Origin of the sequence: Pacificoceanicola onchidii (assembly GCF_004804335.1) — a bacterium.
In the GTDB taxonomy this organism is placed as follows: domain Bacteria; phylum Pseudomonadota; class Alphaproteobacteria; order Rhodobacterales; family Rhodobacteraceae; genus Pacificoceanicola; species Pacificoceanicola onchidii.
Genome location: NZ_SRXY01000008.1, coordinates 235,528 through 251,984, shown reverse-complemented (window position 1 = coordinate 251,984; position 16,457 = coordinate 235,528). Strand labels below are relative to the sequence as shown.

Annotated in this window: 17 protein-coding genes; 7 read left to right on the top strand and 10 right to left on the bottom strand. The window is 57.6% G+C overall.

Features of this window, described 5'->3' with window-relative positions:
- Positions 1–8: 8 nt before the first annotated feature.
- Genes rsmG through E4662_RS20055 form a run of 3 tightly spaced genes read left to right on the top strand, consistent with a single transcriptional unit; the run spans position 9 to position 2,353 of the window.
- Positions 9–626 (top strand): 16S rRNA (guanine(527)-N(7))-methyltransferase RsmG, encoded by a 618-nt coding sequence (rsmG, locus tag E4662_RS20065; protein ID WP_136443407.1) that lies wholly within the window; start codon positions 9–11, stop codon positions 624–626.
- A complete protein-coding gene (locus E4662_RS20060) occupies positions 619–1,428 on the top strand; it encodes a ParA family protein (RefSeq protein WP_136443406.1) in 810 nt (269 codons plus the stop codon). The genes rsmG and E4662_RS20060 overlap by 8 nt, the downstream gene beginning before the upstream one ends.
- Before the next feature lie 25 nt (positions 1,429–1,453).
- A complete protein-coding gene (locus E4662_RS20055) occupies positions 1,454–2,353 on the top strand; it encodes a ParB/RepB/Spo0J family partition protein (RefSeq protein ID WP_136443405.1) in 900 nt (299 codons plus the stop codon).
- A gap of 13 nt (positions 2,354–2,366) precedes the next feature.
- Here the strand turns inward: E4662_RS20055 and hemW are convergent, their stop codons facing one another.
- The 3 genes from hemW to rph are packed head-to-tail and all read right to left on the bottom strand — an operon-like array spanning position 2,367 to position 4,838.
- A complete protein-coding gene (gene hemW, locus E4662_RS20050; protein WP_136443404.1) occupies positions 2,367–3,524 on the bottom strand; it encodes a radical SAM family heme chaperone HemW in 1,158 nt (385 codons plus the stop codon).
- Positions 3,514–4,128, bottom strand: coding sequence for an RdgB/HAM1 family non-canonical purine NTP pyrophosphatase (gene rdgB / locus E4662_RS20045; RefSeq protein ID WP_136443403.1), 615 nt, complete (start codon positions 4,126–4,128; stop codon positions 3,514–3,516). Before rdgB ends, hemW begins: the two co-directional genes overlap by 11 nt.
- Complete coding sequence (gene rph, locus E4662_RS20040; RefSeq protein ID WP_136443402.1) at positions 4,125–4,838, bottom strand: ribonuclease PH; 714 nt, start codon at positions 4,836–4,838, stop codon at positions 4,125–4,127. Before rph ends, rdgB begins: the two co-directional genes overlap by 4 nt.
- A 116-nt stretch (positions 4,839–4,954) precedes the next feature.
- Between rph and hrcA the strand changes: the two genes are divergently transcribed.
- Positions 4,955–6,019, top strand: coding sequence for a heat-inducible transcriptional repressor HrcA (hrcA, locus tag E4662_RS20035; protein WP_136443401.1), 1,065 nt, complete (start codon positions 4,955–4,957; stop codon positions 6,017–6,019).
- Between the two features lie 9 nt (positions 6,020–6,028).
- Positions 6,029–6,586, top strand: coding sequence for a nucleotide exchange factor GrpE (locus tag E4662_RS20030; RefSeq protein ID WP_136443400.1), 558 nt, complete (start codon positions 6,029–6,031; stop codon positions 6,584–6,586).
- 70 nt (positions 6,587–6,656) lie between these two features.
- On the opposite strand, the gene mutS is transcribed toward E4662_RS20030, so the two are convergent.
- Entirely contained in the window at positions 6,657–9,278 is a 2,622-nt protein-coding gene (gene mutS, locus E4662_RS20025) for a DNA mismatch repair protein MutS (protein ID WP_136443472.1), read from the bottom strand.
- Between the two features lie 118 nt (positions 9,279–9,396).
- On the opposite strand from mutS, the gene E4662_RS20020 reads away from it, so the two are divergent.
- Positions 9,397–11,649, top strand: coding sequence for an NADP-dependent malic enzyme (locus tag E4662_RS20020; protein WP_136443399.1), 2,253 nt, complete (start codon positions 9,397–9,399; stop codon positions 11,647–11,649).
- Between the two features lie 52 nt (positions 11,650–11,701).
- Positions 11,702–12,577, top strand: a complete 876-nt coding sequence (locus E4662_RS20015; protein WP_136443398.1) for a ribokinase — start codon at positions 11,702–11,704, stop codon at positions 12,575–12,577.
- Here the strand turns inward: E4662_RS20015 and msrA are convergent.
- The 6 genes from msrA to E4662_RS19985 all read right to left on the bottom strand — a co-directional run bounded on the left by msrA (position 12,570) and on the right by E4662_RS19985 (position 16,456).
- Complete coding sequence (msrA, locus tag E4662_RS20010; protein ID WP_136443397.1) at positions 12,570–13,202, bottom strand: peptide-methionine (S)-S-oxide reductase MsrA; 633 nt, start codon at positions 13,200–13,202, stop codon at positions 12,570–12,572. The two genes, E4662_RS20015 and msrA, sit on opposite strands and share 8 nt — an antisense overlap.
- 103 nt (positions 13,203–13,305) lie before the next feature.
- Entirely contained in the window at positions 13,306–13,674 is a 369-nt protein-coding gene (locus tag E4662_RS20005) for a Na+/H+ antiporter subunit G (protein ID WP_136443396.1), read from the bottom strand.
- A gap of 9 nt (positions 13,675–13,683) precedes the next feature.
- The gene (locus tag E4662_RS20000; protein ID WP_136443395.1) at positions 13,684–13,953 is read right to left on the bottom strand and encodes a K+/H+ antiporter subunit F; all 270 of its coding nucleotides are present in this window, start codon (positions 13,951–13,953) and stop codon (positions 13,684–13,686) included.
- Positions 13,950–14,441, bottom strand: coding sequence for a Na+/H+ antiporter subunit E (locus tag E4662_RS19995; protein ID WP_136443394.1), 492 nt, complete (start codon positions 14,439–14,441; stop codon positions 13,950–13,952). Before E4662_RS19995 ends, E4662_RS20000 begins: the two co-directional genes overlap by 4 nt.
- 3 nt (positions 14,442–14,444) lie before the next feature.
- Positions 14,445–16,049 (bottom strand): monovalent cation/H+ antiporter subunit D, encoded by a 1,605-nt coding sequence (locus E4662_RS19990; RefSeq protein ID WP_136443471.1) that lies wholly within the window; start codon positions 16,047–16,049, stop codon positions 14,445–14,447.
- On the bottom strand, positions 16,049–16,456 hold the full coding sequence (locus tag E4662_RS19985; RefSeq protein ID WP_136443393.1) for a Na+/H+ antiporter subunit C: 408 nt from the start codon (positions 16,454–16,456) through the stop codon (positions 16,049–16,051). Before E4662_RS19985 ends, E4662_RS19990 begins: the two co-directional genes overlap by 1 nt.
- Position 16,457 lies beyond the last annotated feature (1 nt).

Genomic DNA, 16,457 nt, shown 5'->3' with positions numbered 1-16,457 from the left:
GAAAGCCTATGAAGCCCCCCGCGACGCTCGGACTCGATGTTTCACGTGAAACAAAACACCGTTTGGAGATCTACATCGATCTCCTGACGCGATGGAACAAAAAAATAAATCTCGTTTCGCCAAACACTCTTCCCGAAGTTTGGACCCGACATGTTCTGGATTCTGCGCAACTGCTAAGCCTCTCGCGCCAGACCAGCGGATCCTGGGTTGACCTCGGCAGCGGAGGTGGTTTCCCCGGTATGGTTGTCGCCATCCTTACCGCAGAAGAAAAGCCAGACATTCAAGTTACTATGGTAGAAAGCGATCAACGAAAGTCGGCTTTTTTGCGAACCGTGGCGCGCGAAACAGGATTAACCATCCACGTAAAGTCAGAACGAATTGAAAACACGAAACTTCCTCCGGCAACTATTGTAAGCGCACGAGCCCTTGCTCCTTTAAACACCCTGTTGGGGTTCGTTGAGCAACATATCGCGCCCGACGGCAAAGCCCTGCTTCCCAAAGGTGCACAGTGGGAAGAAGAGGTCGCAACAGCCAAGGAAAGCTGGAGCTTCACCTCCAAAGTCCATAAAAGCAAAACGAACCAAGACGCAGTGATCCTGGAAATTGGAGAAATTTCTCATGTCTGATGCAGTAAGGACATCCAAACCCAAAATCATAGCGGTGGCCAATCAAAAAGGCGGCGTTGGCAAGACGACCACCACGATCAATCTGGGCGCGGCCCTTGCAGAAATAGGTCAGAACATCTTGATCATTGATCTAGACCCTCAGGGTAACGCGTCCACCGGACTAGGTATAGAATTGGAAGATCGTACAATCACCACATATGACCTTCTGTTAGAAGATATAGATGTTTGTGAAGCGATTCAGTCTACAAGTTCTGAACGGTTGCAAATCATCCCGGCTACGGTCGATCTGAGCTCTGCGGACATCGAGCTGATTTCCAACGAAAAGCGCAGCTTCCTCTTGCACGATACGCTGCGCCAGCCAGCAATCGACGATCAGAATTTTGACTACATTCTGATCGATTGCCCGCCGTCTCTTAACTTGTTGACTGTAAATGCAATGGTCGCGGCAGACTCGGTGCTGGTGCCGCTCCAAAGCGAGTTTTTCGCACTGGAGGGTCTTTCACAGCTTATGCTCACCATTCGTGACGTGCGGCAAACGGCGAATCCCGATCTTCGGATCGAAGGTATTATTCTAACCATGTACGACGCCCGAAATAACTTGTCGCAACAAGTTGAAGCCGACGCCCGCGCCAACCTTGCGGACTTGGTTTTTCAAACGGTCATTCCGCGCAATGTGCGTGTTAGCGAAGCGCCATCTTACGCGCTCCCGGTTCTGTCCTACGACGGTCAATCAAAGGGTGCTGCGGCCTATCGCCATCTCGCCGAAGAGCTCATGGAAAAGAACGCGAAACTCGCAGCCTGAACAACGCGCCTAACAGGAGTAACTCATGGCAGATAAAAAAGAACAACGACGAGGACTGGGGCGCGGACTTTCGGCTTTGATGGCGGATGTAGACGTTAACTCTCAACAGTTGGAAAAAAGCTCCCCAACGCGACCCGATCAAGTTGTCCCGATCGAACGCGTTGTCCCGAACCCGGATCAGCCGCGCAGAACGTTCACCCAAGATCAGTTGCAGGAATTGGCGGATTCGATCCGCACGAAGGGAATTATCCAGCCGCTGATCGTGAGGGTGAACCCGCGAAACGCTGAAGAGTATGAAATTGTCGCAGGTGAACGCCGATGGCGCGCGGCCCAGATGGCACAGCTCCACGAGGTTCCCGTTCTCGTGCGGCAATTCGACGATACCGAAGTGTTGGAAGTTGCAATCATCGAGAACATCCAGCGCGCAGACCTGAACGCGATCGAAGAAGCGGCGGGCTATCGTCAACTGATGTTCAAGTTCGGCCATACGCAGGAAAAACTGGCTGAAGCCCTCGGGAAAAGCCGTAGCCATATTGCCAACCTCATGCGTCTTCTTAACCTTCCGGAAACCGTGCAGGACATGGTTGTTGCGGGTCAGTTGAGTGCAGGCCATGCCCGAACTCTTGTCACAGCGGTTGAGCCGGAAACCCTCGCCAAAACCATTGTCGCCAAGGGGCTATCTGTTCGGGAAGCGGAAAAGCTCGCAAAGAAGTCAAACGAACCGCTTGCTCCGAAAGCCAAGCCAACTGGAACGTTCAAGGTCGAAAAAGATGCGGACACCCGCGCATTGGAAGCTGATCTCTCGGCTGCTCTCGGAATGAAGGTTTCTATTGACCACAAGCCGGATCAAGAGAGCGGAAAACTGACGATCAGCTATGATACGCTTGAGCAGCTGGATTCATTGTGCGGCATGCTGAGCGTTTGAGGAAACGGCTCAACTAGGGAAGAAGCTCTGCAATCACGGCGTTCAGAACCAGCTTCCCTTGTTCTGTAACGCCCAGAGCATTTTCCGTTTTCCAGGCAAGGCCAAGGTCTACGAGATGCTCAACAACATCGTCGGCCAGAACCCGGGAATTAAAAGACCGCAAACGATCAAGCGAAACACCTTCGCGCAACCGCAGTCCCATCATCAGGTATTCGCCAGCCTGGTCTTTGCCGCTAAGCCGTTCAAAGCTCACATCACCTGAGCCACCCTGAGCCGAAGCAAGCCACTTGCCAGGCTGAGAGTATGAGACAGATGCGAACTTCTTGCCATTTAAAGTAAGACGGCCATGCGCCCCAGGGCCTACGCCGGCATAATCTCCATACCGCCAATAGATCTGATTGTGACGGGACTCCGCGCCCGGCGCCGCATGATTGGAGACTTCATAAGCCGGCATGCCAGCTTCAGCACAGATCTCTTGAGTCAGCTCAAACATATCCGCGCCTAAATCGTCGTCAGGAAGGCCTTTCAGCCGCCCCGTATTGTACCGATCCCCAAAGGCAGTACCTTGCTCGATTGTCAGTTGGTAAAGCGATAGGTGATCCACAGAAAGATCCAGCGCTTCATGCAACTCATCACGCCAGTCTTCGAGCGATTGGCCTTGCCTGGCATAGATCAGATCAAAACTGACCCGATCAAAAACAGACCGCGCGACGGAAAAGGCCGCTTTTGCCTCCTCGACTCCATGCAGTCTGCCGAGCGCTTTCAGATCAGGATCTCGGAGCGACTGAACACCAAGCGAAACGCGGTTCACACCGGCATTTGCATAACCTTCAAACCGAACCGCGTCGACGGAGCGAGGATTGGCCTCAAGCGTGATCTCGATATTGTTGGACCACGTCCAATCTTCCTTTGAAGCCTCAAGAACAGCCTTGACGGTCTCAGGCTCCATCAAAGATGGTGTCCCGCCTCCAAAGAATATGGAGTTCAGGACCCGACCTTTTGTCAGCCCGGAAACACGGCGTACTTCCTTGGCAAGCACCTGAGCCCAAACTGCCTGATCAATCCCGCGCGTCACATGGCTGTTGAAGTCACAATACGGGCATTTCGCCTCGCAGAACGGCCAATGAACATAGAGCCCAAAGCCGCCATTCTGCCAGTCTTCAACTGTCAAAACAGCCCGCTACGAATTTGCGGAACGCATCCGCGCGATGGCTGATTTTGTTCTTCTCCCATCGGTCCATCTCGCCGAAAGTTACATCATACCCTTCCGGTTGGAAAATCGGATCGTAGCCGTGTCCCTGATCCCCACGCATCGGCCAAACCACCTGACCTTCCATGACACCGGGGAAGACCTCGTCGTGACCGTCCGGCCAGGCAAGAACCAAAGTACAGCAAAACCGTGCCGTCCAAGGTTGCGCCGCGCCGCTTTCCCGCAGCAAGGTGTGGGACTTCTCCATAGCCATGACAAAGTCACGACCAGTCTCTGTTTCTGCCCAATCCGCCGTATAGACGCCGGGCGCCTTGTCCAGAGCGTCGATCTCGATGCCACTATCGTCAGACAGAGCAGGCAATCCCGTCGCTTTGGCCGCGGCATGGGCTTTGATCCGGGCATTTTGGACAAATGTCGTTCCGTCTTCGACAGGCTCCGGCAGATTCATCTCTTTGGCGCCCACAACCTTGACGCCAAAGGGCTGCAAGAGATCCGCGATCTCTTCCAGCTTGCCTTGGTTGTGTGTCGCGACGAGCAGCGTTTCGCCTTCGAAACGACGTGTCATGCCAGCGCTGCCTTTTGAGCTTCGACCAACTCGCCCACGCCCTTCTCTGCCAGATCCATCAACTGACTCATCTGATCTCGAGAGAACGTTGCGCCTTCCGCGGACATCTGCACTTCAATTAACTGACCGTCACCGCGCAGGATGAAATTTCCATCGACACCCGCTTCGCTGTCTTCCGGATAGTCCAGATCAAGCACTGGCTGACCAGCATAGATCCCGCAGCTGATGGCCGCGACCGGCGAGATCAGCGGATCGGTTTTGATGTCACCGATTTTCATCAGCTTGTTCACTGCCATGCGCAGCGCAACCCAACCACCGGTGATCGAAGCACACCGGGTTCCTCCATCCGCCTGGATTACGTCACAGTCGACGGTGATCTGACGCTCACCCATCGCCACGCGGTCAACACCAGCACGCAGGGACCGTCCAATCAGTCTTTGGATTTCCACAGTGCGCCCACCTTGCTTTCCGGCAGCCGCTTCACGGCGCATCCGCGAAGAAGTGGAGCGGGGCAACATGCCGTATTCAGCTGTCACCCAGCCAAGGCCGGAGCCTTTGATGAACGGAGGCACACGCTCTTCGACAGACGCGGTGCACAGAACATGCGTGTCGCCCATCTTGATCAGGCAAGACCCTTCGGCGTGTTTCGTAACGCCAGTCTCGATTGAAACTGTGCGCATTTCGTTTAGGTTCCGTCCTGAAGGTCTCATGGCCACATCCTTAATCCAAAGTTGCGCCACGGATAGACGGGGCAGGGGTCAACACGCAAGCCCGATTGACGTCACCGGCGCAGCGTCTTTAATGATCTGACGCAGTCGAGGTCAGAATGAACAGCGCACACGAACTCCTGTCCCAAATGAATGATCGCTCGCGGGAGGTCTTTCGCCGCGTGGTCGAAGGCTATCTCGAGTCTGGCGAACCTGTCGGATCGCGGACACTGACGCGGACCTTGTCGGAGAAAGTTTCCGCCGCCACGATCCGGAACGTCATGCAGGATCTGGAGTTTCTCGGTCTGCTGGACAGCCCTCACGTCAGCGCGGGACGCATTCCAACGCAGCAAGGCCTTCGCATGTTTGTTGACGGTCTGTTGGAAGTACGGGATCTCGATAACACGGACCGCGAGAAGATTGACGCCACAATGGGCGCTAACACGCAGGACGTCGGGGGGCTGCTCGACAAGGTCGGATCCGCGTTGTCCGGGGTCACACAGGGCGCTTCGCTTGTTCTGACCCCAAAGCACGAGGCACCTCTCAAGCACATCGAGTTCGTCAGCCTCGGCCACGACAGGGCGCTTGTCGTCATTGTCTTCGCAGACGGCCACGTCGAAAACCGGGTTTTCACCCCGCCGCCAGGGCAAACTCCAAGTTCCATGCGAGAAGCCGCGAATTTCGTGAATGCACTGGCGGAAGGGCGGACGGTGAACGAACTGCGCCGCGTCATGATCGAAGAAACCAAGCGCAGACGTCAGGAGATCGACAGTCTCGCCGCTGAGCTCATCGAAGCCGGCGTCGCGATATGGGAGGGCGAATCAGACAGTTCCGAACGGTTGATTGTCCGGGGACGCGCGAATCTTCTCGGCGATGACTCCGCTGAAGATGAGTTGGAACGCATCCGCCACCTTTTCGATGACCTCGAGCGCAAGCGCGACATCGCAGAATTCCTTGATTTGACCGAACAGGGCGACGGCGTTCGCATTTTCATAGGCTCCGAGAACAAACTTTTCTCACTTTCGGGTTCCTCTTTGGTGGTGTCTCCATATATGAACGCGGATCGTAAGATCATTGGCGCGGTTGGGGTCATCGGACCCACGCGTTTGAACTATGGCCGGATTGTCCCGATTGTGGATTACACGGCGCAGTTGGTCGGTAAGCTCATCGCCGACCGAAGTTAGAGGTGAAGAATGGCAGACCCGAGAGACGACGATTTTCTCGACGACATCGAAGCGTTGGAAGCCGAGGAAGCAGAAGCGGCCGAAGCCGAGCCGACCCCGGAAGAGATCCTCTCCTCGCTCGAAGCGGAACGTGACGAATACAAGGACCGTTTCATGCGGGCCTTGGCCGATGCGGAAAATGCCCGCAAGCGCGCTGCAAAGGATCGTCAAGAGGCGCAGGCTTATGGTGGAACACGCATCGCACGGGATTTGATCCCGGTATACGACAATCTGCAGCGAGCTTTGAATGCCGCCAAGGAAGCAGAAGGTCAAGCCTCCGTCGCATTGACCGAAGGCGTTGAGTTGACGCTCAAGGAGCTTCTGACCGTTTTTGATCGCCACGGCGTCAAGCGCGTTGCGCCCGAGGTTGGTGACAAGTTCGACCCCCAGCTTCACGAAGCCATGTTCGAAGCCCCGGTTCCGGGCACCAAGGCGGGCGACATCATCCAGATCTCTGCCGAAGGCTTCACCCTGCATGACCGTCTTCTGCGCGCGGCGCAGGTAGGCGTGTCTTCGATGACCGGCTGAAACAGGGTTTCATGTGAAACGGAACGAGGCGGGGGTTAGCCCCGCCTTTTTCTTTGGATGATTTTGTTTGTCAGCTCTTGGCCAATGCCTTGAGATCGTACAGCGCCTGCAAGGCCTCGCGTGGGGTCATCTCATCCGGCATCAAATCTTGAAGGCGACGTTCCACATCGGAAGGCCCAGCCTGTTTTTCTGGCTGAGGCGGCGCCATAGCGGCCGCCGAAAACAAGGGAAGATCGTCGATCAAAGCCTTGGGAGAGGCCCGATCCCGCTCACCTTTTTCCAAAGCATCCAGTACGGAACGCGCACGATTGATCACCGCCTTGGGCAGTCCGGCCAATTGCGCCACCTGCACGCCGTATGATCGGTCCGCGGCCCCGTCGTGTACTTCGTGAAGGAAAATGACCTCGCCGTCCCATTCCTTCACCGCGACCGTCGCATTCTTCACCCCGGGGAGTTTTCCCGCCAACGCTGTCATCTCGTGATAATGCGTTGCGAAAAGGCCCCGCACCCGGTTGGCTTCGTGAAGGTGTTCCAATGTCGCCCAGGCGATGGACAGACCGTCATATGTCGCCGTGCCGCGTCCGATTTCATCAAGGATGACCAAAGCCCGGCTGTCAGCCTGATTCAGGATCGCGGCGGTTTCGACCATTTCGACCATAAACGTGGAACGGCCCCGCGCGAGATCGTCGCTCGCGCCGACGCGGCTGAAGATTTGGCTCACCAGGCCGATGTGGGCTGATCGGGCAGGGACGTAAGAGCCGATTTGCGCAAGAAGGGCGATCAACGCGTTCTGCCGAAGATATGTAGACTTACCGGCCATGTTCGGACCGGTCAGCAAGGTCACGGACGCGCGCTCACCTTCGGCGGTCAATGCGCAGTCGTTCGCGATAAACGGCTCGCCGGCCTTGCTTAGAGCCTCTTCCACTACCGGGTGCCGACCGCCTTCAATGGCAAAGGCTCTGCTATCGTCGACCTGCGGCTTGCACCAATCCCGACTCCGCGCCAGCGAGGCCAAACCGATGGACAGATCGAATTCCGCCAGGGCCAATGCGAGTTCCGAAAGGGCAGGGGCAGCATCCAATATCGCGCGACTTAAGGCGGAATAGAGCCGCTTTTCGATCTCCAGAGCCTCATTCCCGGCGTTTAGAATCCGGGTTTCCAACTCCGACAGTTCCACGGTTGTGAACCGCACCTGGTTGGCAGTGGTTTGGCGGTGGATGAAGGTTTCCGACAGCGGCGGGGACATCAATTTGTCCGCGTGCATCGCCGTCGCTTCAATAAAGTATCCCAAGACATTGTTATGCTTGATTTTTAGCGCTTTGACGCCTGTCGTTTCGGAGTATTGTGCCTGCAGGGCGGCGATGACGCCTCGCCCCTCGTCGCGCAGCTTCCGCGCTTCATCAAGAGCGTCGTCGTAACCGGGCGCAATGAAACCTCCGTCGCGAGCGAGCAGCGGCGGCTCTGCAATGAGCGCGGCGTCCAACAGCTCCAGAAGCGTTTCGTGCCCTGTTAGAGACTGTTTTGCCTTCTCCAACAGTTCTGGTAGAGCCGCTTCGGAAATTTGGGATGACACGGTTTCCGCCTGCGTAACGGCGTTTCGCACCGCAGCCAGATCTCGAGGCCCGCCGCGTTCGAGGCCCAAACGGGATAAGGCTCTGTCGAGATCAGGCACACGACGCAAACAGTCCTGTACAGGATTGGCCAGTGGTGACTCGCAGGCCCATGTGACAGCATCCAGCCTTTCGCGGATTACTGGCAGTTCGCGGGACGGAGAAGATACGCGCCGTTCCAGCAAGCGGGCGCCTGCCGACGTCACGGTCTTATCGATAGAGGCCAAAAGCGATCCGCTGCGTCCGCCATTCATGCTTTGCGTCAGTTCCAGATTCCGCCTCGTCGCAGTATCGATCTGCATCAGCCGCGTCACGGTTTCCTGCCGCGGCGGATTCAAAAGCGGCAACCGGCCCTTCTGAGTGATCTCGAGGTAGTCAACAACGGCGCCCAAAGCGGAAAGCTCAGGCCGGGAGAAATTCCCGAATCCGGAAAGCGTTTGAACCGAAAAGACCTCACAGACACGCGTTTCACCGGCTGCGGAATCGAAGGAGGCGGCGCCGAGAACAGTGGCTTCTATTCCTAAGTCGCCGAACACTTCACGCAGAGAAAGCTCGACCTTCTCCGTCGTCAAAACCTCCGAGGGCGCCAAGCGCGCCAGTTCCGCACCGATCCGCGCCTGGGACAGCGGCATGACGTGCAGCGCGCCTGTCGAGATATCACACCAGGACAGCGCGAATTCGTCTCTAACCTGGCTCAACGCAGCCAAAAAGTTGTGACGGCGTGCCTCCAGTAGAGTCTCTTCCGTCAACGTGCCGGGGGTCACCAAACGCACAACATCGCGTTTCACAACAGCTTTGTAACCGCGCTTCTTCGCCTCTTCCGGGCTTTCCAGCTGCTCGCCCACCGCGACCCGGAATCCCTTGCGGATCAGTGTCAGCAGATAGTTCTCAGCTGCATGTACAGGAACGCCGCACATGGGGATATCTTCACCGTCGTGCTTGCCGCGCTTGGTGAGCGCAATATCCAACGCCTCAGCCGCCGCGACCGCGTCATCAAAGAACATCTCATAGAAATCGCCCATTCGGTAGAACAGCAAGGCGTCCGGATACTGGGCCTTGATCTCCAGATATTGCGCCATCATTGGCGTAACTGTTGGCTTGTTAGCGTTCACGTCCTCTTCCCCCCACGGGTTTCGCGTGACATTAAGGCTCCCTATCACCGGGGAAAACCCGATATTCCTATGACGTCCGGGAGGAAGCATGTCGAAACCCAAATTCACCCGTGAAGAAGCGCTGGCCTTCCATCTCGAGCCGACGCCGGGCAAATGGGAGGTTCAGGCCACCGTTCCGATGACCACGCAGCGAGACCTCAGCCTTGCCTACTCACCGGGCGTTGCTGTGCCCTGTGAAGACATCGCTGAAAATCCGGAACTGGCCTATGACTACACGAACAAGGGCAACCTTGTTGCGGTGATCTCGAACGGCACGGCGGTTCTTGGGCTTGGTAATCTTGGGGCGCTGGGCTCGAAGCCGGTGATGGAAGGCAAGTCCGTGCTCTTCAAGCGGTTTGCTGATGTGAATTCCATCGACATCGAACTCGACACAGAAGACCCGGACGAGTTCTGCAAAGCCGTACGTCTGATGGGGCCGACCTTTGGTGGTATCAACCTTGAAGACATCAAGGCGCCGGAATGCTTCATCATCGAGCAGCGCCTCAAGGAAGAAATGGACATTCCCGTCTTCCATGATGACCAGCATGGCACGGCGGTTATCTGCGCGGCTGGCCTGATCAACGCGCTGCATCTCTCGGGCAAGAAGATCGAAGAGTGCAAAATCGTGTTGAACGGGGCCGGTGCTGCCGGGATCGCTTGCCTGGAACTGGTGAAGTCCATGGGCGCGAAACACGACAACTGCATCATGTGCGACACCAAGGGCGTGATCTATCAGGGCCGCGCCGAAGGCATGAACCAGTGGAAATCGGCCCACGCTGCGCAGACTGATGCGCGTACGCTCGAAGATGCAATGAAGGATGCGGATGTCTTCCTCGGCGTTTCGGCAAAGGGTGCGGTGACGCAGGACATGGTGTCTTCCATGGCTGACAATCCGGTGATTTTCGCCATGGCGAACCCCGATCCGGAGATCACGCCGGAAGAAGCGCATGAGGTTCGCGCCGACGCCATCGTGGCCACAGGGCGTTCCGACTATCCCAACCAGGTGAACAACGTTCTCGGCTTCCCGTACCTGTTCCGCGGGGCGCTCGACGTGCATGCGCGCGCCATCAACGACGAGATGAAGATCGCTTGTGCGCAGGCGCTGGCCGAACTGGCGCGGGAAGACGTGCCGGACGAAGTGGCGCTGGCTTATGGCCGCGCGCTGACTTTTGGCCGCGATTACATCATCCCGACACCGTTTGACCCGCGTCTCATTCACCGTATTCCGCCGGCCGTGGCCAAGGCGGGCATGGAAACCGGCGCGGCGCGACGTCCGATTGTGGACATGGAAGCCTACGAAGAATCGCTCAAGGTCCGCATGGATCCGACGGCGAGCATTCTGCGCGGCATCAACACTCGTGCGCGTGCGGCCCAGGCTCGAATGATTTTTGCCGAGGGCGACGATCCCCGCGTTCTGCGCGCGGCTGTTTCGTATCAACGCAACGGTCTTGGCAAAGCGCTTGTTGTTGGCCGCGAGGCGGACGTCAAAGAAAAGCTTGAAGCGGCGGGTCTTGGCGACGCCGTGCGCGAGCTTGAAGTTGTGAACGCCAGCAACACACGTCACCTGCAAGCTTACAAAGACTTCCTGTACCAGCGCTTGCAGCGCAAAGGCATGGACCGTCAGGACATTCACCGCCTTGCCGCGCGGGATCGTCATGTGTTTGCGTCGCTTATGCTGGCGCACGGGCACGGCGATGGGTTGATCACCGGCGCGACTCGGAAATCGGCCCACGTCATGGAGCTGATCAACCATGTGTTTGACGCAGAAGCGGGCAATGGCACGGCGGGCGTGACAGCACTTCTGAACAAGGGTCGGATTGTTCTGATCGCGGACACGCTTGTGCATGAATGGCCTGACGAAAATGATCTCGCGGATATAGCCGAGCGTGCCGCTGATGTGGCCCGGCATCTTGGACTTGAGCCGCGTGTCGCCTTTGTCAGCTTCTCGACCTTTGGCTACCCGGTTTCGGAACGGGCAGAGAAGATGCACATCGCGCCGCGCGTGCTTGATCAGCGCGGCGTTTCCTTCGAATACGAAGGCGAGATGACCGTTGATGTGGCACTGAACCTCAAGGCTCAGGAAGCCTATCCGTTCCAGCGCTTGACTGGCCCGGCCAACATTCTTGTTGTTCCGGCGCGGCACTCGGCGTCGATCTCGGTCAAGCTGATGCAGGAGATGGCGGGCGCGACCGTGATCGGCCCGATCCTTGCCGGTGTCGACAAGTCGATCCAGATCTGTTCGACCAACTCGACCGCGAATGACATTCTCAACATGGCCATTCTCGCGGCGTGCAAAGTCTGATAATCCGTCGTAGGGTGCGCATTCTCTGCGCACCCAAAACGTCGGTTCTCACATGACTATCTTCAACCTCGGCTCGATCAACGCGGATCTGGTTTATCGCGTTCCTCACCTTCCTGCGCCCGGAGAAACCCTTGCGGCAACGGGGTTTACCCGTGGGTTGGGCGGCAAGGGCGCGAACATGTCTGTCGCGGCGGCGCGGGCTGGCGCGCGTTGTGTGCACATCGGGGCGGTTGGCGGGGATGGCGTTTGGGCCTTGGATCGGCTTACAGAATACGGTGTCGATACCCGTCAGATTGCCAAATCTGACGAGGCCACAGGACATGCCATTATCGCTGTCGATGAAGCGGGTGAAAACGCGATCATCCTGCACCCCGGTGCCAATGCCGCATTGAAGAAAGTTGGCCTGATCAATGCCCTGGCAGAGGCGCAGGCTGGTGATTTCTTTCTGACGCAGAATGAAACGACATTGCAGGCCGAAGGCGCGCGCATGGCGCAGGCAAAAGGGTTGCGCGTTGCCTATGCAGCGGCGCCTTTCGAAGCGGACGCGGTTCAGGCGGTGCTGCCGTTTTTGGATCTGCTCGTGTTGAACGCGGTAGAAGCGGCGCAATTGGAAGACGCCACCGAAAAATCGGTGGCGGATCTGTCCGTAAAGGACATTGTTGTCACGCTCGGAGCCGACGGATGTCGGTGGTATGAGACTGAAGAAAAGACGGTTCAGGACTTCCCGGCCTTCAAGGTTGATCCGGTTGATACAACCGGGGCCGGGGACACCTTTACGGGCTACCTGATTGCCGGTCTTGATCGCGGCATGCCGATGGAACAAGCGATAAGGCTGGCTTCAAAGGCCGGGGCTCTGATGGTTACGCGGCTTGGCACCGCCGACGTGATCCCCGACCTCAAGGACGTTCAGGACGCTTCGTTTAATTGACGAACGCGGCGTTGTTGCCCCAAAGCTGCTTCACGCGCTGATCTCGGCCACAGGCATCGCGGTAGCGCTTGTAGGCTTTGCTCTGACGCAGTGGGCCAAAGCGTGTGATGACCAGTTTGGTGCCCTTGTAGTAGTCTTGGTGATAACCTTCGGCCTTGTAAAACTTGCCCGCGTCAAGGATCGGGGTGACAATCTTGCGCCCAAGTTCCTTGGCAGCCGCAGCTTTTGCCGCTTCGGCCGCCTCGCGCTGGGCTCCGTTTGTGACAAAGATGGCCGTGCGATAGCTTGCGCCACGATCGCAGAACTGCCCGCCCGCGTCGGTGGGATCCACAGAGCGGAAGAACATGTCATAGAGTTGCCGTGCGCTCACCCTGTTGGCATTGAACTGAATTTTCACCGCTTCATAATGGCCGGTTCCGCCGCCTGTGACCTGTTTGTAGGTCGGCGCGCTGGTCTTGCCGCCCGTGTATCCCGAGGTGACCTCCCGAACGCCGCCAACCTTTTCAAAATCGGCTTCGACACACCAGAAACAGCCACCGGCGACGAATATCTCATCCGCACTCGCGCGCATTGGGGCGAAAGCGGTGATGGCGGCGAAAGTCAGAAACGCAAGTATTCGGGTCATGAGGGTCTCCTTTTGAGGAGACCGTGCCCGCGCAGATTTTTCAAAGCAATGGCTGCAATCAGACCTCACCCGAAGGTGACAGACCGTGAGGCCCGGATCGGCGTCAATCGTCGGCGCTGAAATCCGGTGGATCCTGGTAGATGGACCAGCCAACAGGGCGGCCTGAGGGCGGAAGATCTGCCTCATCGCGGTGCATGCGAAGATAGGTTTGCGCCATGAAATGCGCGGTGATCGGCGCTGTGATGAAAAGGAACAGGGTGATCAGAAGCTCGTGGAACGAAAAATGCCCGTCGACCAGCGCAAAATAGATCATCGAACCAATCAGCACGCCACCCAGCCCAAGCGTGGTTGCCTTGGTCGGCGCGTGAAGCCGCTGCATCGCGTCCTGGAGTTTGACCAGGCCGAAAGACCCGACCAGCCCGAAAACCCCGCCAAGTACGATAAAGACCGAGATGATGATGTCCTGGATCATGGGCTTTCCTTACTCGATGATATCGCCGCGCAGCAGGAAGCGGCAGAAGGCAACGGTTGAGACAAAGCCGACCATGGCGATCAGCATGGAGGCCTCGAAGTAGACCTTTGTTCCGTTTGCCACGCCGTAGAGCACGAGGATGGCAATGAAGTTGATCACCATCGTGTCCAACGACAGGATGCGATCCGCGCGGGTTGGTCCGCGCAACAAGCGCCAGAGGCTGAACACAAGGCCGATGCCAAAGCAGGCCATGGCGAAGGTCACGGCATAGGCAATCATGCAAAGATCTCCTTCAGGCGGCTCTCGTAACGAGATTTGATTTCTTCGATAACGCTTTCCGGATCGTCCGTGTGCAGACAATGCACAAGCAGGCTGCCCGCATCGGCGGACAAAAGCGCGGTGACCGTACCGGGCGTCATGGTGATTGTTCCGGCAAGGACGGTGATAGCCTCGGGCGAGGTCAGTTCCAAAGGTACAACAATCCAGTGCGAGTGAATATTCTTGTGCCGCTTGAGCAGAATAATCAGCGCAACCTGAACGTTGGCAACAACGATGTCCCAAAGCACGATCAGGATATAGCCGACAATCTTGATTGGGCGTTTAATCTCGGGTCTGCCCGGCCAGTAGGCCGCCGTCATGATTGGTAGTGCAAAGCCGATAATCACGCCGAGAACGAGGTTCCCGACGGTGAATTTGTTGACGAGCATGGTCCAGACGATGACCAGCAGCAAGCTGAGAAGCGGGTGGGGGAAGATGCGCTTAAACATGGTTTAGTGATCCTCCCCGTGGTCTTTGGCCGGTTTGGCGTGGCTGTCGTCTTTCTTGTCCTTGCCGAACACCTTTGTCTTGGCCTCGGGATCCAGAACCGCACCGATATAACTCGCCGGGTTAAAGAGCTCGGTGGCCCCGCCTTCGGCATAGCGCACGGCAGGCCCGGCAAAGATGGTCAGCGCAGCAAGCGCAAGGATGGCGAGCCCCGCTGGTGCCCATTCTATGAATGACGCTTCGGGCGGGGGCGGCGTGCTGTCGATGGGTTCGGTGCCTTCTTCGGGGGTGACCTGTTCGCATTTCCAGAAGAGCGTTGAGCCAGCACGGGCAAACCCCAGGATCGTGATCAGGCTCCCGACCAGAACCGCGATCCAGGCGGCTGCCATCCATGGTCCGCGCAGAGCGTCGAGGATCAGGAGCTTGCCGAGGAAACCGGACAGAGGCGGCATCCCCGCCATAGCGATGGCCCCGCCAAAGAACAGCGCGGCGAAAAGACCGTTTTGCAGGGTCTTGGGTTGGGGCCTCAGGATATCGTTACCGCGCCTACTGACGACAAGATCGGCGATGATGAACAAAGCCGCAGCGGCAAAGGTCGAATGGATAATATAGTAGAGCGCTGCCGTCATGGCGTGGGGTTCAAAGACCGAAATCGCCAGCATGAGCGTGCCCATGGATCCGATCACGGAATAAGCCAGCAGGCTCATCAACCTGCGCGCGCCCAGAACGCCGATTGCACCAACGGCAATTGTGATCAGCGCCGCCGGGAACAGCACGGAGGAAATCAAACCTTCGGTCGCGGGCGTACCGGGACCAAAGACAATCGTGTGAATGCGGATGATCGCATAGGCGCCGACCTTGGTCATGATCGCAAACAGCGCCGCGACCGGGGCTGGAGCGTTGGCGTAGGTGGCGGGTAGCCAGAAATGTACCGGCACGATGGCAGCCTTGATGGCGAAGACGAGCAACAACAGAACCGCAGCGACACGCAGAAGCGCGGCGTCGTCCGGGTTCATCTGCTGAACCTTCAGTGACAGATCCGCGATATTGAGCGTGCCGGTTGTGGCATAAAGCGTGCCCAGTGCGATCAGGAAGAGGGTCGAGCCAGCAAGGTTCATCACAAGGTACTGCAAGCCCGCCTGCATCCGAACGCGACCGCCGGAATGGACCATCAGCCCATAAGAGGCGATCAGCAGAACTTCGAAGAAAACGAAGAGGTTGAAGGCGTCACCGGTGAGGAACGCGCCGCAAATGCCCATCAGCTGGAATTGCCAGAGCGCATGAAAGTGGCGGCCCCTCTTGTCCCACCCCGAAGCAATGGCGTGCATCAGAACAATCAGCGCAAGCACCGTTGTCAGCAAAACCATGGTGGCGCTGAGGCGGTCGAGAACGAGCACAATCCCAAACGGCGCAGGCCAATCGCCGAGGCGGTAGACATACACGTCTCCGTTCCCGGCAAGCCCCACCAGCCCGGCGGCAATCGCCACCAGCAGGATATTCCCGGCAACGGAAAAGGCCCGTGCAACGGTGATGTCGTGCCGCATGACAAAGCCGATCAGCGGCGCGATGATCGCGGGTAGAGCGACGGGGGCGATGATCCAATGTTCGATCATGTGCGGTCCTCCGCAGGCTCGGCGCTCATATCGAGGGCGATGCCTTCGGTGATCGGATCATCTATGTCCGGCTCTACCTCATCCATGTCGATCCGGTCGTGGCCCGCTTCGAGATAGGCGCCAAGCGTGAACATCACGAGCACTGCCGTCATGCCAAAGCTGATCACAATGGCTGTCAGCACGAGAGCCTGTGGCAAAGGGTCCGTATAGACCGGGTTCTCGGCGTATTTGTCGAGGATCGGCGCTGCGCCCGTGGCCAGCCGACCTGTCGAAAACAGGAAAACATTAACCGCGTAAGACAGCAGAGAAATGCCAAGGATCGCCGCAAAGACACGCAAACGCAGGATCAGGTAAACCCCGCAGGCCGTCAGAACGCCGATGGCGGATGCAACAAGAGCTTCCATG